The following is a 20,833-nucleotide window of genomic DNA, read 5'->3' on the forward strand; positions in this document are numbered from 1 at the left end:
AAATAATCACGCGAACTTTTACGGTTGCACGATATCGGCGACGCCTGATATGCCAGGCGATGGCATGTCGGTTGCACATCCTGTCGGGATTTCGTATTTTTGAAAGGCGAAAGACTCAGCGCCTGGCTGGTAATGCGAGCATGGCAGCGCTTATCACCGGGATCAGGCTGGGTATGCCGGCAACCGATGACAGCTGGAGGGCTGGGCAAGGGGAATGGCAAGTGCTTCGAGGCGTTTGTCGTGCTGGCGGCGCCGCCAACATTTCCAACGCGTCATGTGACCACGTTGAAAAGTGCTGGCGGGCTCGCATGCAGTGCGTGGTCCAGGACTCGAACCTGGTTATCAGTCATTCGGTCTGAGACGCTCCTGACTGGGCTTTACCATATAAGCGAACCCCGCACCTACATCTTACTTAAAAAATTCTGAATTGCAACAAATATTTTAATCGGCCAATGACTCGGTCTAGTCGTACACGTACGGCTTGACCCCCAACGCGTTCTCGCGCTGCTTGTCGAGCTCATCGAGATCGATGCGGTGGTCCCACCAGATGTCCCAGCCGCGCCGGCGGTCTTCTTCCACTTCCGGATGCTGCGCCAGGAAACCGTGCATGAATTCCTCGAATTCGGACACATACCCGCCGCCCGGCCGCTGATATTTCCCGGTATGCTTCATCATCAATCCTCCCGTTAACGCTACTATGACCACCGGCGCGCGCACTGGTTCCATGTACGCGCGGCGGAAAATACCGTACGATACGCGCCGTTAAACGCTCACTCTCAGGACGCAATGAACTCAGAAACACCCGAGCCAGCGCCGGCGCCGCGCTTTCGCCCGCGCCCCTGGACCGCACTCGAAACCCCGCAAGATGTCGAACTGTGGATCGACGAGCACAATCAAAGCCTGACCGAACACATCGCCCCGCACGAAACCGGCTACGGCGTCTGCTTCACCCTGGCCGAGGGCGGCAATATCTATATGCAGACCAGCGCCGACGCCGTCATTCTCGACGTCGACGACGATGCCGCCTGGATCGCGCCCCTGATCATGGCCGCCACCGGGGTCGAGGCGCCGCAGGGCCAATTGTGGGTACTGCCGGACGATAAACTGGTGCAGCTCATCATTGGACTGTCGACCCTGGTCGCCAGCACCACCCTGGTGGTCGGCCACAATTTTGGCGGGCGCCACCGTAAGGCCAGCTATTCGCGCTAAACTGCATTTCTTTTCCATCATATTGCCGCCTTCATGCCTATTCATTTCCGTCGCCGCAGCCTGACCTTGACCCTTGGACTGATCGGCGCCGCCCTGGCCATGCCGGTGGCCGCCGCCGACCTGCTCACCAGCGCCAAGGCGCGCGGCACGCTGAAGATCGCCATGGAAGGCACCTATCCGCCGTTCAATTTCAAGGACTTGAAAACCAACCGGCTGGCCGGCTACGACGTCGACGTCGCCACCTTGCTGGCGGCGCGCCTGGGTCTCAAACCCGAGTTCATCACCACCGAGTGGAGCGCCATCCTGGCCGGCCTGGCCGCCGGCAAGTTCGATGTGGCGGTCAGCCAGGTGGGCATCAATCCCAAGCGCGAGCAAACCTTCGATTTTTCCGAGCCGTACACCTATTCGAACCCGCAACTGATCGTGCGCAAGAACGAGAAGGCGACCTACGCCACCCTGGCCGACCTCAAGGGCAAGAAACTGGGCGTGGGGCAGGGCAGCGTGTATGAGCAGCAAGCCAAGGCCGTGCCCGGCATCGAGGTGCGCAGCTATCCGGCCGCGCCGGAAACCTTGCAGGACCTGGCGTTCGGCCGCATCGACGCCGCCCTCAACGACAGCCTGATGGTCGCTTACCTGCTCAAACATTCCAAGCTGCCGATCCAGGCCGGCGCGCGCGTCGGCAACGTCGAGCGCATGGGCATTCCTGTCCGCAAAGGCAATCCTCTTCTCAAGGCCGCCCTGAACAAGGCGCTGGCCGAGGCCCAGGCCGACGGCAGCCTCGCGAAACTGTCGCTCAAGTGGTTCGGCAGCGACGTCAGCCGCCCGGCCGCGCAGCCCTGATCGGGGCCTGGGTTGATGGATTGGGCCGCGCTGGCCGAACTCTTGCGCGACGCCGCGCCCTCGATGCTCAAGGGCACCGGCTACACGGTGATCTTTGCGCTGGCCTCGATGGTCGGCGGGCTGGCGCTGGGCTTTCCCACGGCGCTGATGCGCCTGTCGCGCTGGAAGCTGGTGCGCGCGCCGGCCGAACTGTACGTGAGCGCGATGCGCGGCACGCCCCTGCTGGTGCAGCTGTACGTGATCTATTACTGGCTGCCCAGCATCGGCATCGACTTTCCGCCGGTGGTGGCCGGCGTGCTGGCGCTGTCGCTCAATGCCGGCGCCTTCCTGTCGGAGAGCCTGCGCGGCGCCGTGCTGGGCGTGAGCCAGGGCCAGTGGCGCGCCAGCTTCAGCCTGGGGCTGGGCTACTGGGCCACCCTGTACCACGTGGTGCTGCCGCAAGCGCTGCGCGTGGCGGTGCCGTCGATGAGCAATACCCTCATCAGCCTGATCAAGGATACCTCGCTGGTCTCGGTCGTCACCATTAGCGAGCTCATGCTTGCGACCAAGGAAGCGGTCGCCGGCAGCGCCAATCCCTTGCCGCTGTATATGACCGCGGCCCTGATTTACTGGTGCCTGAGCCTGCTGTTCGAGGCGCTGCAGCGCTATCTCGAACGGCGCCTGAACCGCGCGCACCGCTAGGATCGTGGACCGCGTTCGCCTCGTCCCGGGCGAATCTGCGGCGCGATCGGTGGTGGCGCTCGACATGGCGCCCACGCCCATGCTAGTCTAGTCCACAGTGCTTCCACGATCCGTATTGCGCCGCTTCGCGCCGGTGCGTGGCAGGTGTCCGCTGGCGTGTGCAATGTGTGCGAGGTGAGATGGACAACGATCACGATCCGGCAGCGCAGGGGGGCTCCGCGCAGGCGCGCGCCCGCCGCGCCGACCGCGCCTTGCCCGGCAGCGCCTTCGCCTACGACCCTGGCGATCCGGCCGCCTTGCCCATCCCGGCGCGCGGCGCACCGCAGGCGCCTCCCACCGACAGCAGCGGCGTCACCATCGAGCGTTTGCGCCACGAAGAAGACCTGGCGCGCTCGGGCGACCTGTATCTGCTCGCCCCGGTCGGCTATTGCCTGCTGGCCTTCGACACCACCGTGCTGAAGGTGAACCTGGTTGGCGCCACCATGCTCGGCGTGGCGCGCGCCAATCCCGGACTGCACCATTTCCGCGCCTTCGTGGTGCCCGCCTTCCTGCCCGATTTCGACGGCTTTTTCGCCCGCGCCCTGAACAGCCACACCGGCGAAACCTGCCGCGTGCGGCTGCGAACGCCGAACGACGGCGGCGTCGACGTCACCTTGCACGGCAGCGCCGACGGCAGCGGCCAGGCCTGCCGCCTGATTGTCGAGCGCGCCGAAGGCAGGCTGGCGGCGCTCGAACGCAGCGAGGAGCGCTTGCGCCGCATCGTCCACTGCGCCGGCGAAGGCATCTGGGAAATCGACGCCGCTGCCCACACCACCTTCGTCAACCCGCGCATGGCGCACATCCTCGGCTACAGCATCGAAGACATGCTGGCCCGCCCGCTGATCTCGTTCATGGATGACGAGGGCATCGCCATGCTCGAACACTGCATCGCCGAGCACACCCCGGGCCTGCCCGCCGCGCGCGAATACCGCTTCATCGGCAAGGATGGCAGGGTGGTCTGGACGTCCATGTCGACCAGCCCCATCCTCGACGCCGACGGCGCCTGCCTCGGCGCGCTGGCGCTGGTGACCGACATCACCGTGCAAAAGCAGTCAACCGAGCTGATCTGGCACCAGGCCAACTACGACACCCTCACCGGGCTGCCCAACCGCCACATGTTCATGGACCGGCTGCGCCACGAAACGCGCAAGGCCGACCGCGGCGCCGATTTCCTGGCGCTGCTGTTCATCGACCTCGACCACTTCAAGGAGGTCAACGACCGCCTCGGCCATGCGCGCGGCGACCTGGTGCTGATCGAAGCGAGCCGCCGCATCGCCAACTGCGTGCGCTCGAGCGACACCCTGGCGCGCCAGGGCGGCGACGAGTTCACGGTCATCCTGTCGGGGCTCGACCATATCGGCAGCGTCGAGCGCATCGCCCACGCCATGATCGCGGCGCTGGCCCTGCCGTTCGAGCTGGGCGGCGAGAAAGCCTTTGTGTCGGCCAGCATCGGCATTGCCCTGTACCCGCCGGACGCGCGCGATATCGACCAGCTGGTCGAGCGCGCCGACCGCGCCATGTACGCCGCCAGGAACGCGGGCGGCCACCAGTTCAGCTATGTCACGCCCGCCCTGCAGCACGCCGCCCAGGCGCGCCAGGGCATTGCCGACGACCTGCGCGCGGCCATTGCGCTGCGCCAGTTCGAGATCGTGTACCAGCCCATCGTGTCGCTGCAGACGGGCGCCGTGCACAAGGCCGAGGCGCTGCTGCGCTGGCGCCATCCGACCCGCGGGCTGCTGGGGCCGGCCGAATTCATCCCGTTCGCCGAGTCCAACGGGCTGATTGTCGAGATCGGCGACTGGGTGTTTCGCGAAGTGGCGCAGCAGGTGCAGCGCTGGCAGCACAGCATCGATCCATCGTTCCAGGTCAGCGTCAACAAGTCGCCGGTCCAGTTCCGGCGCGATGCCGACCTGTACCTGAACTGGCTGGACTACCTGAACGAGCTGGGCCTGCCGGCGCACAGCATCGTCATCGAAATCACCGAGGGGGTGCTGTTCGAAGGGGCGACCCAGGTCATCGAACGCCTGCGCCAGTTCCGCGCGATGGGGCTGCAGGTGGCGCTGGACGACTTCGGCACCGGCTATTCCTCGCTGTCGCACCTCAAGCGCTTCGACATCGATTACGTGAAGATCGACCACTCCTTCGTGGCCACCCTGGAAAACGACGTGGGCGACCTGGCGCTGTGCGAAGCCATTATTGTCATGGCGCACAAGCTGGGGCTGAAAGTGGTGGCGGAAGGGGTGGAGACCAAGGTGCAGCGCGCGCTGCTGGTCGATGCCGGCTGCGACTTCGCGCAGGGCTATGTGTTTGCGCGGCCAATGCCGGCGGAGGAATTTGAAGCGATGGCGGTCGCGGGGATACCGCGTTTGCCGCATTGAAGCCAATCCGTCGTTTCCGGCAATGCCGGGAACGACGGAGCTGACGCAGTGGCCCGGGCTTACATCCCCGGGTAATTCGGCCCGCCGCCGCCTTCCGGCGTCACCCACACGATATTCTGGGTCGGGTCCTTGATATCGCAGGTCTTGCAGTGCACGCAGTTCTGCGCATTGATCTGCAAGCGGTCCTTGCCTTCGTCGGTCTTCACGTACTCATACACGCCCGCCGGGCAGTAGCGCGACTCCGGCCCGGCATACTGCGCCAGGTTGACCGACACCGGAATGCTGTCGTTCTTGAGCGTGAGGTGAATCGGCTGGTCTTCGGCATGGTTGGTGTTCGAAATGAACACCGACGACAGCCGGTCGAAGGTCAGCTTGCCATCCGGCTTCGGATAGGCGATCGGCGCATAGTTTGCCGCCGGTTTCAGGCACTCGTGGTCGCCGTAATCGCGGTGCAGGGTCCATGGCGCCTTGCCACGCAAAATCAGCTGGTCGATGCCGGTCATGATCGAGCCCAGGTACAGGCCTTTCGACAGCCACGGCTTGACGTTGCGCGCCACGTGCAATTCCTCGTGCAGCCAGGATTGCTCGAACGCGGTCGGGAAGCTCGACAGCTCGTCGTGCTGGCGCTGCTCGCCCAGCGCCGCGAAGGCCGATTCGGCCGCCAGCATGCCGGTCTTGATCGCCGCATGGCTGCCCTTGATGCGGCTCATGTTCAAAAAGCCCGCCTCGCAGCCGATCAGTGCGCCGCCCGGGAACACCAGCTTCGGCAAGGCTTGCAGGCCGCCGGCCGTGATCGCGCGCGCGCCGTAGGAAATGCGCTTGCCGCCTTCGAAGAAGGTGCGGATTTCCGGGTGCGTCTTGTAGCGCTGGAATTCTTCGTACGGCGACAGATACGGATTTTCATACGACAGACCGATCACATAGCCGACCATGACCTGGTTGTTTTCCATGTGGTACAGGAAAGAACCGCCATAGGTATCCGACTTGAGCGGCCAGCCGGTGGTGTGGATGACCAGGCCCGGCTTGTGCTTGGCCGGATCGATTTCCCACAATTCCTTGATGCCGATGCTGTACGACTGCGGGTCCTTGCCCTTGTTCAGGTCGTACTTGACCATCAGCTGCTTGCCGAGGTGGCCGCGCGAACCTTCGGCGAACAAGGTGTACCTGGCATGGAGTTCCATGCCGAGCTGAAAGGCTGACGTCGGCTTGCCGTGGCGGTCCACGCCCATATTGCCGGTCGCTACGCCCTTGACCGAGCCATTGTCGTTGTAAAGAATTTCCGCGGCAGCGAAGCCGGGGAAGATTTCCACGCCGAGCGCTTCGGCCTGCTGGCCCATCCAGCGCACCACATTGCCCAGCGAAATCACGTAATTGCCGTGGTTTTCAAAGCAGGCCGGGGTGATGAAGGCGGGGGTCTGGTAGGCCTTGTTTTCGGTCAGGAACAGGATGCGGTCTTCGGTCACGGCCGTATTGAGCGGTGCGCCGAGTTCCTTCCAGTTCGGAATCAGTTCAGTCAGTGCGCGCGGGTCCATCACGGCGCCGGACAGGATATGTGCGCCAATTTCGCCGCCTTTTTCCAGCACGCAAACGGACACTTCCTGGCCCTTGTCGGCCGCCATTTGTTTCAGGCGGATGGCGGCGGACAGGCCGGCAGGCCCCCCGCCGACGACGACAACGTCGTACTCCATTGCTTCGCGCGGACCGTATTGTTCGAGGATGTTGATAGGCTCTGTCATGGTCTCATCATGGGATAGAAAAATTTAAGCACGAGTGTGCGGCTTTTTGTCGAGGATTGCAACTTTGGCGCCATTTTACGGACAATATTAGACGCTGCCATCTAATACTGGCAATTTGTGACATCATTATGCTTTCGCAAGACCACCGCACAGGAGCCGATCGTGGGTATTGAAGTAAATTTCGAAGGAAAAATCGCACTGATTACCGGCGCATCGAGCGGCCTGGGCGCGCGTTTCGCCAAGGCCCTCGCGGGCGCCGGTGCCCAGGTCGTGCTGGCTTCGCGCCGTACCGACCGCCTCAAGGAGCTGCGTGCCGAAATCGAAGCCGACGGCGGCGCCGCGCACGTGGTCTCGCTCGACGTGACCGATCTGGCCAGCATCAAGTCGGCCATTGCGCACGCCGAAACCGAAGCCGGCCCGATCGACATACTGGTTAACAACTCGGGTGTCTCGACCACCCAGCGCCTGATCGACGTGACGCCGGAAGATTACTCCTACGTTATGGACACCAATTTGCGCGGCGCCTTTTTCGTGGCCCAGCAAGCGGCCAAGCGCATGATCCAGCGCGCCAAGGGCGACCCGAAAAAACAGCATCGTATTATCAACATTGCTTCCGTCGCCGGCCTGCGCGTCCTGCCGCAAATCGGGGTGTATTGCATGAGCAAGGCTGGTGTGGTGCAAATGACCAAGGCAATGGCGGTGGAGTGGGGTAAATATGGCATTAACGTCAATGCGATTTGCCCTGGTTATATATCCACTGAAATCAACGAAGAATATTTCGCCACCGAACAAGGCCAAAAACTGATCGACATGCTTCCGCGCAAGCGTCCAGGCAAGCCGGAAGACCTGGACGGCTTGCTGCTGTTGCTGGCGGCCGAGGAAAGCCACTTCATCAACGGTGCGATCATCACCGCCGATGATGGTATGACAGCGCAGTAAAGTAAAAGTTCGTCGCGGCGCAACGCCGCGCACGTGGATCGCCTGCCCAGCCTGGGCCCTGCCTCCATTAACAAACAAATGCAAAACCGGGAACAAAGCCCGGTTTTGCATTTAAAGCCAGATTTCCGGTATTATTCGCGCCTCTCCGTTTGTTCCCGACTCGCAGTCCTGCAGTTTTGCGCTATCGGCGCACCAGCCGGCATCGCGTTTATTGCTCCCCCATCCCCTCTAATGCGCCTCTTCTGTTGTTTATCAGATATTTATTTGCATAAAATCCCGTAACAGTGGGACAATTCGGACCTTCTGTTGCTTGCCGCTACTTTAGTTTCTCGAATGGAAGTATTCCTCTAGGAGCCAGCATTACCGGCAGTTTATAATTTAGGCTGTACGTACCTTAGAGAAATAAGTAACAAAATGCGAGTAGACGGCCTGAAGTTTTCCATTGCTGCGCATTCGGCGTGGGCGCCTGGACTGGCAACGGCCGAGGCCTGGGCCGGATGGGCACAGGCGCCGGTCAGGATCGGTGCGGCCGGCGGAGGCGTGGGTCCCGATCCGGCCGTGTCCGCGATGCCTGCCATGCTGCGCCGGCGCGCCGGCTTCCTCGGCAAGATGGCGCTCGAGGTGGCCTACCGCTGCCTGGACGGCCGCACCGATATCGCGGCGGTGTTCTGTTCGCGTCATGGCGAAGTCTCGCGCGCGGTGGACCTGCTGGGCGAGCTGTCCCAGGGCGAACCGATGTCGCCGACCGGCTTCGGCCTGGCCGTGCATAACGCCAGCGCCGGCCTGTTCTCGATCGCACGCACCGACCGCGCCAATCACATGGCCCTGTCGGCCGGCGCGGCGACCGTCGAACATGGCGTGGTCGAAGCCTGCGGCCTGCTGGCCGACGGCGCGCCCATGGTCCTGCTGGTGGTGTACGACTGCGCGCTGCCGGCGGCCCTGGCGCATTTCGAGGATTGCGACGAGCAGCCGCACGCGTGGGCATGGCTGATGACCGCGCCCGGGGCCCACGCCATCAGCCTGGCCTGCGACGCTGCCGACGCCGCCGACGCCAGCGCGCCGGGGTCGACCCAGCCCGGTGGCCTGGACGTGCTGCATTTCCAGTTGAGCGGTGCTGCTAGCCTGGTGCGCCAGGCGGGCGTGCAGCGCTGGACCTGGACGCGCGATGTTTGACCGGATCGGCCGCTACTGGCGCGTGCTCGCCACCGGCATCAGTTTTCTCGCCTTCGGTATCGGCGGCCTGCTGCTGCGCATCGCGGTGTTTCCGCTGCTGCAGGTGGTGGTGTGGGAGCGCGCCGCGCGCGTCACCGCGGCACGCGCCATCCTGCGCCTGACGTTTCGCGGGTTTGTGGGCCTGATGCGCGGCCTCGGTGTGCTGCGCTATGAATTCATCGGGCTCGAAAAGCTCGAACGGGGTGGCCTGCTGATTCTCGCGAACCACCCGTCGCTGATCGATACTGTGTTCCTGATGGCGTTCGTCAAGCGCGCCGACTGCATCGTCAAGAGTCACCTGTGGAACAACCCGTTCACCCGTGGTCCGGTGCGCGCCGCCGGCTACATCAGCAACGACAGCGGCGAGCAGCTGGTCGAGGCGTGCATCGCCTCCCTGCGTGCCGGGAACAACCTGATTATCTTCCCGGAAGGAACGCGTACCCCGGCCGGTGGCGCGATCAGCCTGAAACGCGGCGCCGCCAACATCGCGGTGCGCGGCGCGCGCGCCGTGACCCCGGTGCTGATCGACTGCCAGCCGCCGACCCTCGGCAAGGGCGACAAGTGGTGGCGCGTGCCGGAGCGCTTCGTGCAGTTCCGGCTTGAAGTGAAAGACGATATCGAGGTCGGTGCCTTTCTTGGCGCCGGCGTGAGCGAAGTAATGGCGGTGCGTCATCTGACGGACTACCTGCAACAATTTTTTACTGGAGAGTACCAAGGCCATGCTTGAAACAGAAGTCAAACAACTGATCATCGACGTCCTGCAACTGGAAGATATTAGCGTCGACGATATCGATAGCGCCGCGCCGCTGTTCGTCGAAGGCCTCGGCCTGGACTCGATCGATGCGCTGGAACTGGGCGTCGCGCTGCAGAAGCGTTACGGCATTTCGCTGTCGGCCGATTCGGAAGACACCCGCAGCCATTTCGCGTCGGTGCGCGCGCTGGCGGCCCTGATTGAAACCCACCGCAAAAAGTAAGGAGTTTGTATGGTAGACGTAAACAATATGAGCCGTGACGAGCTGTATGCGTGGGTCGTCGATCTGCTGGCCGATATGTTCGAGCTCGATAAATCCTCGTTGACGGCCGACTCGAACCTGTACGCCGATCTCGATATCGACAGCATCGACGCAGTCGACCTGGCGGTCAAGCTCAAGCAGATGACCGGCAAGCGCCTGCAGCCGGAAGTGTTCAAGACCATCCGCACCATCGGCGACGTGGTCAACGCGCTTGACGATCTGGTCGAGGAGCAGGCGTTATAAGCATGCGCCTGCTGGGCGCGCTGCTGGCCACGATCTCGGTCGTGCTCACGCTGTGCTATCCGCTGGCCGTCTGGTACGGACAGGGGAGGGTGGAACCGCGCTGGCTGGCGCTGCTGCTGGTGCTGGCCGCCCTGGCGCGCCTGCCTGCCATGAAGGCCAGCCTGGTGGCGCGCTGGTCGGCCGCCGGCGCCCTGCTGCTTGCCGCCGTCACGGTGATGGGTAACGCCATGCTGCCGTTGAAACTGTACCCGGTGCTGGTCAATGCCGCCCTGTTGGGAGCATTTGCCTACACCCTTACCACGCCGGTGTCGATGGTCGAACGCTTCGCGCGCATGCGCGAGCCGGACCTGCCGCCAGCGGCAGTGGCGTACACGCGCACGGTGACCAAGGTATGGTGCGGGTTTTTCGTGGTGAACGGCGCCATTGCGCTGGGCACCGCACTGTGGGCCACGCAAGAGGTCTGGTCGCTGTACAACGGCGTCATTGCGTACGGCCTGATGGGCGTACTGTTCGCCGCTGAATTTTTGGTACGTCTGCGCTTTAAGCGATTGCATCATGGTTGATCTGTTTTCTGTTCTCGGTACACGCGATGGCGCCGCCATCGCCGGCTGGCGTGAGGTCGCTTCCGTCCGCACGCCCGTCACCATCGGCGCGCTGCGCGAGCGCGCGGGAGCATGGCGCGCGCTGGCCCTGCGTACCTCCGGCACCAACGCCGCCCTGTACATCGAGGACAGCCTTGAATTCGCCGCCGCGCTGCTGGGCGCCTGGCAGGCCGGTAAAACCGTATGGCTCACCGCCGACACGCTCGACGCCAGCTGCATCGCGCTGGCGCGCTCGGTCGACTGCTTCCTGGGCGAGTTCGCGCCGCGCTGGAATCCGCTGCAGCCATCGCCTGACGACGCCTGCGCGCTGCCATGGAGCGGGCCCGATTGCGCCTTCCCGGCCCTGGTGGTGCATACCTCCGGCAGCACCGGTGCGCCGCAGGCGATCCCGAAACAACTCTCGCAGCTCACCAGCGAAGTGGCCACGCTCGAGGCGCTGTTCGGTCCCGCCATCGGCGCGGCCGACATTTTCTCGACCGTCTCGCACCAGCATATCTACGGCCTGCTGTTCAAGGTCTTGTGGCCGCTGGCCGCCGGCCGTGCGATTCACGCGGCCAGCCTGGCCTATCCCGAGCAGCTCGCGCAGATGCTCGGGCAGGGCCCCTGCGTGCTGGTGGCCAGCCCGGCCCACCTGAAGCGCTTGCCGGCCCACCTGGACTGGAGCGCGGCGGCAGCCTGCCTGCGCGCGGTGTTTTCGTCCGGCGGCCCGCTCGCGCCCGACGCATCGGTGGCGGCCGCCCACCTGCTCGGCCAGATCCCGACCGAAATCTACGGCAGCTCGGAAACCGGCGGCGTGGCCTGGCGCCGCCACCACGCCGGCTCGCCCGGCGCATGGGAAGCGCTGCCGGGCGTGGCCTGGCGCATCGCGCCCGACAGCGGCCGCCTCGAAGTGCAGTCGCCCCACCTGGGCGACGATGCCTGGCTGGCGCTGGAAGACCGCGTCAACCCCGCGCCGGACGGGCGCTTCCTGCTGCTCGGCCGCGGCGACCGCCTGGTCAAGATCGAAGAAAAACGCATCTCGCTCGACGCCATCGAAGCCGCTCTGGTGGCATCGGGCCTGGCCAGCGAAGCGCGCGTGATCGTCTGCCCCGAGCGGGCCGGCGAGCGCCAGGTGCTGGCCGGGTTCGTGATTCCCTCAGCCAGCGGCCGCGCGCTGCTCGACGCCGAGGGCAAGCAGGCCCTCAACGCGCTGCTGCGCGCCCACCTGGGACGGGTGGTGGAAGCGGTCGCGCTGCCGCGCCGCTGGCGCTACCTCGATCAATTTCCGCTCAACGCCCAGGGCAAGACCACGCACGCACAGCTGCTTGCGCTGCTCGGCGTGGGCGACGCCCGTCCGCGCGTGCCGCAGGTGCGCCTGCTGGAGCAGGACGCGCAGCGCACCCTGCTCGAAATGGTCGTGCCGTCGACCTTGTTCTACTTCGACGGCCACTTCACCCAAGCCGCCGTGCTGCCGGGCGTGGTGCAGGTCGACTGGGCCATCCGCTACGGCCGCCAGCACTTTGCGATGGCACCATCGTTTCGCGCCATCCATGCGCTCAAGTTCCAGCAGGTGGTCAGGCCCGACACCCCGTTCCACCTTGAGCTCAAGTACGACAGCGCCGCCGACGGCGCCAGCGGCACCCTGCATTTCCGTTATTTCTCCGACGCCGGGCAGCACGCCGGCGGCCGCATCCTGTTTGGTACTTAACCTAAAGCGTCGTATGTTAGATAAAAAATTCTCCCCTGATCGCCAGACTGCCTTTGAAGCCCGTTTTGAAGCGCAGAAAATCGCCTTCGGCCCGGTCGTATTCCAGTGCGTGCGCTACGCGTGGAAGCGCGGGATGCTGCAAACGCTGGCCGACGCCGGCGAAACGGGGCTGTCCATCGCCGACATGGCGGGCACCGGCCGCTGGACCGAGTACGCGCTCAAGGTGGTGCTGGAAACCTGCCTGTCGGCCGGCGTGGTGTTCGTGCACGATGGCCGCTATGCGCTCGACAAGGCTGGCTTTTGCGTCCTCACCGACAGCATCACCCAGATCAACATCGACTTCAACCATGATGTCTGCTACCAGGGCTTGTTCAAGCTGGACGAGTCGCTCGACGCCGAAAAGCCGATTGGCCTGAAAGCGCTGGGCGAGTGGCCCACGCTGTACCAGGGCCTGTCGGAACTGTCGGAGCCGGCCAAGACCAGCTGGTTCGCGTTCGACCACTATTATTCGGACACCTCCTTCCCCTCGATCATGCCGGACGTGTTCGCGACCGCGCCGCGCAAGGTGATGGACGTGGGCGCCAACACGGGCAAATTCAGCTGCGCCGCGCTGGCCTACAACGCCGACGTCGAGTTGCACCTGGTCGACTTGCCGCGCCAGTTGTCGGTCGCTGCGACCACGCTGGAAACGGCCGGCGTGCGTGCGCGCGCGCAGCTGCACCCGACCGACCTGCTCGACGCGGCCCTGGCGCTGCCGGCGGGGATGGACGTGATCTGGATGAGCCAATTCCTGAGCTGCTTCTCCGAGCCGGCCATTGCCACCATCCTTCAGCGCGCCGCCGCCGCGCTGGCGCCGCAGGGCCAGCTGCTGGTGATGGACACCTTCTGGGACCGCCAGCGCTACGACATCGCTTCCTACTGCCTGATCAACACCTCGCCGTACTTCACGGCCATGGCCAGCGGGAACAGCAAGATCTACGAGAGCGGCGACTACGTGCGCCTGGCCGAAGCGGCCGGCCTCAAGCTGCTCACCGCGCGCGACGGCATCGGCTACTGCCATTCGCTGCTGCGCTTCGGCCGGGCGGAGTAAATCATGTTCAAGCCCTGCGTGATGATCCCAGTGTACGACCACGAACACGCCATCGGCGCCGTGGTCGACGCGGTGCTCGCTCACGGCCTGCCGTGCATGCTGGTGGACGACGGCAGCAAGCCGTCGTGCGCGCGCGTGCTCGACCAGCTGGCGGCGGCGCATCCCGGCACGGTCGTGCTGGTGCGCCACGCCGTCAACCAGGGCAAGGGCGCGGCAGTAATGACCGGTTTTCACAGCGCCGCGCAGGCGGGCTACACGCATTTGCTGCAGGTCGACGCCGATGGCCAGCACAACACCGACGACATTCCGCGCTTCGTGGCGCTCTCGCGCCTGCATCCGCACGCCGTCATCGCCGGCTGCCCGGTGTACGACCAATCGGTACCAAAGCTGCGCCTGTACGCGCGCTACCTGACCCACGTCTGGATCTGGATTAACACCTTGTCGTTCGCGATCCGCGATTCGATGTGCGGCTTTCGCATGTATCCGGTGGCGCCGGTGGTGGCGCTGGCGTCGCGCTGCTCGCTGGGCAAGCGCATGAACTTCGACTCCGAAATCCTGGTGCGCCTGTTCTGGGACGAAGTGCAGGTGGTGAACCTGCCCACGCGCGTGACCTACCCGAGCGACGGCGTGTCGCACTTCATGGCCTTTCGCGACAACGTGCTCATTTCGCGCATGCATACGGTGCTGTTCTTCGGCATGCTGATCCGCCTGCCCAAGCTGCTGGCGCGCAAATGGCGGGCCGCATGACCAAGCTGCACGCCAGCCACTGGGCCGCGATCTCGGAATCGAGCTTCGTGGGCGGCATGCGCCTGCTGTTCTGGGTGTGCCGCGTGTTCGGCCGCTGGCCGTTCCGGGTGGTGCTGTATCCCGTGCTGGCCTGGTACGTGCTGACCAAGCCGGCCGCGCGCCGCGCTTCGATGAATTATCTCGACCGCGTGCGCGCCTTCGCGCCGGTGCCGGGCGGCTGGTACGGCGTGCTGCGCCACTTCGGCAGCTTTGCCGAAGCCATTCTCGACAAGATGCTGCTGTGGGGCGGCCTGTTCGACAAGAACCTGGTCAGCCACCTCGGCATGGAGCCGATGCGGCGCCTGCTGGACGAAAAACGCGGCGCGGTGCTGGTCTGCACGCACCTGGGCAACGCCGATTTGTGCCGCGTGCTGTCGAACGACGTGCCCGGCCTGACGCTGACGGTGCTGGTGCACACGCGCCACGCACAAGCCTTTAACAATATGCTTGCCTCGCTCGACCCGCGCAGCCAGACCAACCTGCTGCAGGTGACCGAGATGAATCCGGCCACCGCGATGATGCTGTCGGAGCGGGTAGGGCGGGGCGAGTTCGTCGTCATCGCCGGCGACCGCGTGCCGGTCTCGCCCGACCCGCGCGTGGCGCTGGCGCCCTTCCTGGGCGTTGATGCGCCTTTTCCGGTCGGGCCGTACGTACTGGCCTCGATCCTGCAATGCCCGCTCTACATGATGTTCTCGACCCGCGTCGGACGCGGCTACCAAGTGAACTTCGAACTGCTGCGCGAATCGGTGCGCCTGCCGCGCAAGGGCCGCGACGAAGTACTGGCCCAGGTGGCCGGCGACTTCGCGGCGCGCCTGCAGCACCACTGCGTCCGTTCCCCGCTCGAGTGGTTCAACTTTTACGATTTTTGGCATTTACCCCATCTGGACAAGAATGATGCACCCTGACCTGACCACTACCCGCCGCGCCGTCCAATTCGACCGCGAACGTCTGACGATCGAAGATATCGTCGATATCGCGCGCGGCACCGCCAGCGCCGTGCTCTCGCCCGATCCGGTGTTCCGCGCGGCCATCGCGCGCGGCGCCGACTTCCTCGACCGCCTGCTGCGCGAGGACGGCACCATTTACGGCGTCACCACCGGTTACGGCGACTCGTGCACGGTATCGATTCCGCCCGACCTGGTGGCCGAACTGCCGCACCACCTGTATACCTATCACGGCTGCGGCCTGGGCGAGTACCTCACGCCGGCGCAAACGCGCGCGGTGATGGCCACGCGCCTGGCGTCGCTCTCCAAGGGCTTTTCGGGCGTGAGCGTCGAACTGCTGGAACAGATCGCGCGCCTGCTCGACGCCGGCCTGTTGCCGCTGATCCCGAGCGAAGGCTCGGTCGGCGCCAGCGGCGACCTGACCCCGCTATCCTACCTGGCGGCGGTACTGTGCGGCGAGCGTGAAGTGTGGCGCGACGGCGTGCAGGTTCCGGCCGCCCAGGCCTTGAAGGAAGCCGGCATCACGCCGCTGCGCCTGCGCCCGAAAGAAGGGCTGGCGATCATGAACGGCACCGCCGTCATGACCGCGCTGGCCTGCCTGGCCTACGACCGCGCCGAGTACCTGACGCGCATGTGCACCCGCATCACCGCCATGGCCTCGTTCGCGCTGGACGGCAACGCGCACCACTTCGACGAAACCCTGTTCTCGGTCAAGCCGCACGCCGGCATGCAGGGCGTGGCCGCGTGGCTGCGCCAGGACCTGCACGTCGGCGAGGCGGAACGCAACGGCAAGCGCCTGCAGGACCGCTACTCGATCCGCTGCGCGCCGCACGTCATCGGCGTGCTGGCCGACGCGCTGCCGTTCTTCCGCCAGTCGATCGAAAATGAACTCAATAGCGCCAACGACAATCCGATCATCGATGCCGAAGGCGAACGCGTGCTGCACGGCGGGCATTTCTACGGCGGCCATATCGCCTTTGCGATGGATGGCATGAAGAACGCGGTGGCCAACCTGGCCGACCTGCTGGACCGCCAGATGGCGCTGCTGGTCGACAGCCGCTACAACCACGGCCTGCCGGCCAACCTGTCGGGCGCCGAAGGGCCGCGCGCGGCCATCAACCACGGCCTGAAGGCCTTGCAGATCAGTTCTTCGGCGTGGACTGCGGAAGCGCTGAAACTGACCATGCCAGCGTCGGTGTTCTCGCGTTCGACCGAGTGCCACAACCAGGACAAGGTCAGCATGGGCACCATCGCCGCGCGCGACTGCCTGCGCGTGCTGGAACTGACCGAGCAGGTTGTCGCCGCGCTCTTGATCACGGTGCGCCAGGGCGTGTGGCTGCGCCTGCGCGTCAATCCGGAAAACCCGGCGCCGCAAGCGCTGCAGGACATGATGGACAAGCTGGGCGAAGACGTGGCTCCGGTGGCCGAAGACCGGCGCCTGGAGCCCGAGCTGCGCGTGCTGATCGCGCGCCTGCGCGAGCAAGCCTGGACCCTGTATGCGTAGGGGCGCGCTGCCGAGCCGCTGGTTCGCCGAGACCGAGATGCAGGTCCAGTTCTTCGACCTGGACCCGATGCAGATCGTCTGGCACGGCAACTACGTCAAATACCTCGAAGTGGCGCGCTGTACGCTGCTCGACAAGATCGACTACAACTACGAGCAGATGAAGGCGTCCGGCTTCGCCTGGCCGGTGATCGACATGAACCTGCGCTATATCGGGCCGGCCGTGTTCGGCCAGCGCCTGACCCTGCGCGCTGAAATTGTCGAATACGAAAACCGCCTGAAGATCGATTACCTGATCAGCGATGCGGCCAGCGGCAAGCGCCTGAACCGCGCCAGCACCACCCAGGTGGCCGTCGATATCGCCAGTGGCGAAATGTGTTTCATGTCGCCGCCCGTGCTGTTCGAAAAATTAGGAGTAAGCCCCGCATGAAACGTCTGATCTTCGCCCTCGCCATCGGCGCCGCCTGCGCTGTTGCCGGCGCCAGCGCGCCGATCGCCAAAATCCAGGCTTTGCTGGCCAAGCCGACGGTCCTGTGCGGCCGCTTCGACCAGACCAAGCACCTGGCCGGCATGAAAAAACCACTCGCCTCGAATGGCCGTTTTTGCGTCGTGGCGGGCAAGGGCGTGTTGTGGCGTACCCTGAAACCGTTCCCGAACACCCTGCGCCTGACGCGCGACGAAATCGTCAGCTTCCAGGGCGAGCGCGTGGCGATGCGCCTCGAAGCGAAGCAGGAACCGACGGTGCGCATGATTAACAGCGTACTGTTCTCGCTGCTGTCGGGCGACCTGGGCCAGCTCGAGACCCTGTTCGAGGTCGACGGCAATGTCGACGGCAGCACCTGGAACGTCGCGCTCAAGGCGCGCCAGCCGGCGCTGGCCAAGGCCATCGGCGCCATTTCGCTCGACGGCGGCGCGTACGTGAAGAATATCCAGATCGTCGAGGCCAGCGGAGATAAAACCTTCATCGTCTTCTCCGAGATCAAGACAGGCGAGGGCGCGATTACCCTTGAGGAGGCGGCGCTGCTGTGAATCCCGAGGTAAAACGGCACAAGTGGCTGGCCTGGCTCTGGGCGCTGGTGGTCTGCGCCCTGCTGGGACATAACGCCTATCTGTGGGTGGTCCAGCGCATCGTGCCGGACACCGACATCATGGCCTTGCTGCCGGTGCAGGAGCGCGACCGCGTTCTGCAGGAGTCGTTCGCCCACATGGTCGACGCGGCGCAGCAGCGCGTGATCGTGCTGGTCGGCGCCGCCGAGTGGGATGACGCCAGGCGCGCCGCCGACGCCTACAATGCGGTACTGGCCAGCCAGCCGGGCGTGCTCGAAGCGGTCAAGCTGTCCGACGAAACCCAGGGCGACTGGCTGGCGCCATTCCAGAAGCACAGCGTGGCTTTGCTCACCGCGCAGCAGGAAGCGCAGCTGCGCAGCGAGAGCCCGCAATTCTGGACCGACGCCGCCCTGGCCAAGCTGTACTCCGCATTCTCCGGTCCGAAACTGGGCGCCTTCCGCGACGATCCGTTCGGCCTGTTTTCCGGCTGGGTCCAGGAACGCGCGCAGGAAACCCCGGTGCGTCCGCGCGACGACAAGCTGTTCGTGGCCGACGGCGAGCGCCAGTACGTGCTCATGCCGCTGACCATGCGCGCGCCGGCGTTCTCGATGACGGCCCAGCAAACCGTGGTGCCGCTGCTCGAACGGGCCAAACAGGCCGCGCTCAAGGCCGCCCCGCAGGCGAAGGTGATCACCGCCGGCGTGGTGCTGCATGCGTCGGCCGCCAGCAGCCAGGCCGAAGGCGAAATGTCCACCATCGGCCTCGGCTCGCTGGCCGGCATCGTGCTGCTGACATGGTTCACCTTCCGCTCGCTGCGGCCGATCGCGCTGGTGCTGCTGTCGATCGGGATCGGCTTTCTCGGTTCGCTGTCGGTGTGCTGGCTGCTGTTCGGCCGCATTCACCTGCTCACGCTCGTATTCGGGGCAAGCCTGATCGGCGTGGCCCAGGATTACGGCATCTATTTCCTGTGCAACCGCCTGAGCGCCGATCCGGCCGAGGGTTCGGTGCGCCTGCTCAAGCGCCTGCTGCCGGGACTGTGCCTGACGCTGCTGGCCGCGGTGATCGGCTACATGGGCCTCGGCTTCACGCCGTTTCCCGGCCTGCGTCACATGGCCGTGTTTTCCGCCGTCGGGCTGGTGTTCGCCTGGTTGACGGTAACTTGCTGGTTCCCGCTGCTCGTTTCCGGCGGCACTTTGACAACCGGTGCATTGGCGCAGCGTTACGGCGCCACGCTGGCCCACTGGCCGCGCGCGCGCATGAATGCGCCAACGCTCGTCATCGCGGCGTTGTTCTTGTTGGTGGCGGGTTTCGGCTGGTCGCGCCTTGGCGTCAACGATGACATCCGTTCGCTGCAAACCCCGCCCAAGCATCTGATCGACGACCAGATCAAATTGGGCAAGTTGTTGGATGCGCCGACGCCCGTCCAGTACTTCCTGGTGCGCGGCGCCAGCGCCGAAATCGTGCTGCAGCGTGAAGAGGAACTCAAGCGCCGCCTCGACCCGCTGATCGCCGCCAAACGCATCGGCGGCTACCAGGCGATGTCGAACTGGGTACCGTCGGTGCGCACCCAGCTCGAACGGCGCGCCCTGGTCGACAGCAAGCTGCTGGCACCGGGCGGTCCGCTCGACGCCGTGGCCAAGGCGATTGAAGAAGACAGCGCCTGGAGCGCCGCCACGCGCGCGCACCTGATGGCGCCGCGCGCGCCCCTCACGCCCGCGGAATTCCTGAAAACCCCGCCGAGCGAACCTTGGCGCCACCTGTGGCTGGGCGACATCGACGGCGTCCACGCCAGCATCGTCGCGCTGCGCGGCATGAGCATGGCCGCGCTGCCGGAGTTGCGCCGCGCCGGCGAGGGCATGGAAGGTGTGCAGTGGGTCGACAAGGTGGCCGAGATTTCATCGGTGCTGGGGCGCTACCGCCAGTACATGGGCTGGGTGGTCCTGGGGGCGTACGCGGTAGTGTTCGCGCTGCTCTACCCGCGCTATCGCGGCAACGCCTGGCGTGTGCTGGCGCCGACAGCGGTAGCGAGCATCGCTACCCTGGCGGTGCTCGGCCTCACCGGCCAGGCGCTGCAACTGTTCCACGTGCTGGCACTGATGCTGCTGCTCGGCGTCGTTGTCGACTACGGCATCTTCATGCAGGAGCACCCGGGCCGGCGCGATACCACCCCATGGCTGGCCGTCGGCCTGTCGGCGGCCAATACGATTCTGGCTTTCGGCTTGCTTGGCCTGAGCCGAACCCCTGCGCTGCAGGCGTTCGGGCTGACGATGCTGATCGGGACCACGCTGGCGTGGCTGCTGGTCCCTTATTTTGCGAATACCAAGGAAAATGAACATGCGTGATTCCCGCCTCCACCTGGCTGCGCCGCTGCTGGCCGCAGTGCTGCTGGCCGCCTGCGCCACGCCGCCGGCGCCCATCGCGCGGCTCGGCATCAAGCTGGCGCCGCAGGCGCTGGAGTCGACCATCAGCGTGCAGCAGCACCTCAAGGTCGAGCGCAAGGGCCGCATCGACGAACTCGATGCCGCGGTCGAAATCGACCCGCAGCAGGTACAGATGGTTGGCCTGGCTTTCGGCCAGCGCGTCCTGAGCCTGAGCTATGATGGCAAGGAACTGACGTCGTGGCGCCACATGATGCTGCCCAAGCAGGTGCGCGCCGAAGACGTGCTCGAAGACCTGCAGCTCACCTTGTGGCCGGCCGACGCGATCGCGCGCAGCCTGCCGCAGGGCTGGCGCATCGAAGACGCCGGCCTGCGCCGCACCCTGACCCTCGATGGCGCGGTGGTGGCCACGATTACCTACACGCAGATGCCGCGCTGGACTGGCACTGTGACCCTCGACAACCTGCGTTACGATTACCGCCTGACCATCGAGTCGGCGCCATAAGAA

At 65.1% G+C, this 20,833-nt stretch carries 21 protein-coding genes and 1 tRNA gene; 19 read left to right on the forward strand and 3 right to left on the reverse strand.

Annotation, left to right across the window (positions count from 1 at the left end):
* Positions 1-314: 314 nt before the first annotated feature.
* A tRNA-OTHER gene (locus tag RBA41_RS02460) sits at positions 315-399 on the reverse strand.
* Positions 400-462: 63 nt separating this feature from the next.
* The gene (locus RBA41_RS02465; RefSeq protein WP_306620696.1) at positions 463-675 is read right to left on the reverse strand and encodes a DUF3460 family protein; all 213 of its coding nucleotides are present in this window, start codon (positions 673-675) and stop codon (positions 463-465) included.
* A gap of 111 nt (positions 676-786) precedes the next feature.
* Between RBA41_RS02465 and RBA41_RS02470 the strand changes: the two genes are divergently transcribed.
* From RBA41_RS02470 to RBA41_RS02485, 4 genes are all read left to right on the forward strand, one after another.
* Positions 787-1,209 carry a hypothetical protein gene (locus RBA41_RS02470; protein WP_306620698.1) on the forward strand — a complete coding sequence of 141 codons (423 nt, stop codon included), beginning with the start codon at positions 787-789 and terminating at the stop codon, positions 1,207-1,209.
* A gap of 33 nt (positions 1,210-1,242) precedes the next feature.
* Complete coding sequence (locus RBA41_RS02475) at positions 1,243-2,049, forward strand: transporter substrate-binding domain-containing protein (RefSeq protein WP_306620700.1); 807 nt, start codon at positions 1,243-1,245, stop codon at positions 2,047-2,049.
* 15 nt (positions 2,050-2,064) lie between these two features.
* Positions 2,065-2,730: an amino acid ABC transporter permease gene (locus RBA41_RS02480; RefSeq protein ID WP_208640280.1), complete on the forward strand. Its 666-nt coding sequence runs from the start codon at positions 2,065-2,067 to the stop codon at positions 2,728-2,730.
* Between the two features lie 179 nt (positions 2,731-2,909).
* On the forward strand, positions 2,910-5,147 hold the full coding sequence (locus RBA41_RS02485; protein WP_306620702.1) for a putative bifunctional diguanylate cyclase/phosphodiesterase: 2,238 nt from the start codon (positions 2,910-2,912) through the stop codon (positions 5,145-5,147).
* A 59-nt stretch (positions 5,148-5,206) separates the two neighbouring features.
* Here the strand turns inward: RBA41_RS02485 and RBA41_RS02490 are convergent, their stop codons facing one another.
* Complete coding sequence (locus RBA41_RS02490; RefSeq protein ID WP_306620704.1) at positions 5,207-6,883, reverse strand: electron transfer flavoprotein-ubiquinone oxidoreductase; 1,677 nt, start codon at positions 6,881-6,883, stop codon at positions 5,207-5,209.
* Between the two features lie 162 nt (positions 6,884-7,045).
* Here RBA41_RS02490 and RBA41_RS02495 point away from each other — a divergent pair, with 162 nt between their 5' ends.
* The 15 genes from RBA41_RS02495 (at position 7,046) to RBA41_RS02565 (ending at position 20,830) form a co-directional block, all read left to right on the forward strand.
* Positions 7,046-7,822, forward strand: a complete 777-nt coding sequence (locus tag RBA41_RS02495) for an SDR family oxidoreductase (RefSeq protein WP_054263022.1) — start codon at positions 7,046-7,048, stop codon at positions 7,820-7,822.
* Positions 7,823-8,236: 414 nt separating this feature from the next.
* Positions 8,237-8,995 (forward strand): beta-ketoacyl synthase chain length factor, encoded by a 759-nt coding sequence (locus tag RBA41_RS02500; RefSeq protein WP_306620710.1) that lies wholly within the window; start codon positions 8,237-8,239, stop codon positions 8,993-8,995.
* Entirely contained in the window at positions 8,988-9,761 is a 774-nt protein-coding gene (locus RBA41_RS02505) for a lysophospholipid acyltransferase family protein (RefSeq protein ID WP_306620712.1), read from the forward strand. The genes RBA41_RS02500 and RBA41_RS02505 overlap by 8 nt, the downstream gene beginning before the upstream one ends.
* A complete protein-coding gene (locus tag RBA41_RS02510) occupies positions 9,754-10,008 on the forward strand; it encodes a phosphopantetheine-binding protein (protein ID WP_099877909.1) in 255 nt (84 codons plus the stop codon). The genes RBA41_RS02505 and RBA41_RS02510 overlap by 8 nt, the downstream gene beginning before the upstream one ends.
* A gap of 9 nt (positions 10,009-10,017) precedes the next feature.
* Complete coding sequence (locus tag RBA41_RS02515; RefSeq protein ID WP_306620715.1) at positions 10,018-10,290, forward strand: acyl carrier protein; 273 nt, start codon at positions 10,018-10,020, stop codon at positions 10,288-10,290.
* Between the two features lie 2 nt (positions 10,291-10,292).
* Positions 10,293-10,853: a COG4648 family protein gene (locus RBA41_RS02520; RefSeq protein WP_306620717.1), complete on the forward strand. Its 561-nt coding sequence runs from the start codon at positions 10,293-10,295 to the stop codon at positions 10,851-10,853.
* A complete protein-coding gene (locus RBA41_RS02525; protein WP_306620719.1) occupies positions 10,846-12,579 on the forward strand; it encodes an ApeI family dehydratase in 1,734 nt (577 codons plus the stop codon). The genes RBA41_RS02520 and RBA41_RS02525 overlap by 8 nt, the downstream gene beginning before the upstream one ends.
* Before the next feature lie 13 nt (positions 12,580-12,592).
* Positions 12,593-13,669, forward strand: a complete 1,077-nt coding sequence (locus RBA41_RS02530; RefSeq protein WP_306620721.1) for a class I SAM-dependent methyltransferase — start codon at positions 12,593-12,595, stop codon at positions 13,667-13,669.
* Between the two features lie 3 nt (positions 13,670-13,672).
* Entirely contained in the window at positions 13,673-14,416 is a 744-nt protein-coding gene (locus RBA41_RS02535) for a glycosyltransferase family 2 protein (protein ID WP_306620723.1), read from the forward strand.
* Positions 14,413-15,360: a lysophospholipid acyltransferase family protein gene (locus RBA41_RS02540; protein WP_306620725.1), complete on the forward strand. Its 948-nt coding sequence runs from the start codon at positions 14,413-14,415 to the stop codon at positions 15,358-15,360. The genes RBA41_RS02535 and RBA41_RS02540 overlap by 4 nt, the downstream gene beginning before the upstream one ends.
* Positions 15,347-16,903, forward strand: coding sequence for an HAL/PAL/TAL family ammonia-lyase (locus RBA41_RS02545; RefSeq protein WP_306620727.1), 1,557 nt, complete (start codon positions 15,347-15,349; stop codon positions 16,901-16,903). Before RBA41_RS02540 ends, RBA41_RS02545 begins: the two co-directional genes overlap by 14 nt.
* Entirely contained in the window at positions 16,896-17,330 is a 435-nt protein-coding gene (locus RBA41_RS02550; RefSeq protein ID WP_306620729.1) for an acyl-CoA thioesterase, read from the forward strand. The genes RBA41_RS02545 and RBA41_RS02550 overlap by 8 nt, the downstream gene beginning before the upstream one ends.
* Positions 17,327-17,929: an outer membrane lipoprotein carrier protein LolA gene (locus RBA41_RS02555; RefSeq protein WP_306620732.1), complete on the forward strand. Its 603-nt coding sequence runs from the start codon at positions 17,327-17,329 to the stop codon at positions 17,927-17,929. Before RBA41_RS02550 ends, RBA41_RS02555 begins: the two co-directional genes overlap by 4 nt.
* Positions 17,926-20,289: an MMPL family transporter gene (locus RBA41_RS02560; protein WP_306620734.1), complete on the forward strand. Its 2,364-nt coding sequence runs from the start codon at positions 17,926-17,928 to the stop codon at positions 20,287-20,289. Before RBA41_RS02555 ends, RBA41_RS02560 begins: the two co-directional genes overlap by 4 nt.
* On the forward strand, positions 20,282-20,830 hold the full coding sequence (locus RBA41_RS02565; RefSeq protein ID WP_306620736.1) for a DUF3261 domain-containing protein: 549 nt from the start codon (positions 20,282-20,284) through the stop codon (positions 20,828-20,830). The genes RBA41_RS02560 and RBA41_RS02565 overlap by 8 nt, the downstream gene beginning before the upstream one ends.
* Positions 20,831-20,833 lie beyond the last annotated feature (3 nt).

The sequence above is a fragment of the Massilia scottii genome (assembly GCF_030846495.1).
GTDB lineage: Bacteria > Pseudomonadota > Gammaproteobacteria > Burkholderiales > Burkholderiaceae_D > Telluria_A > Telluria_A violaceinigra.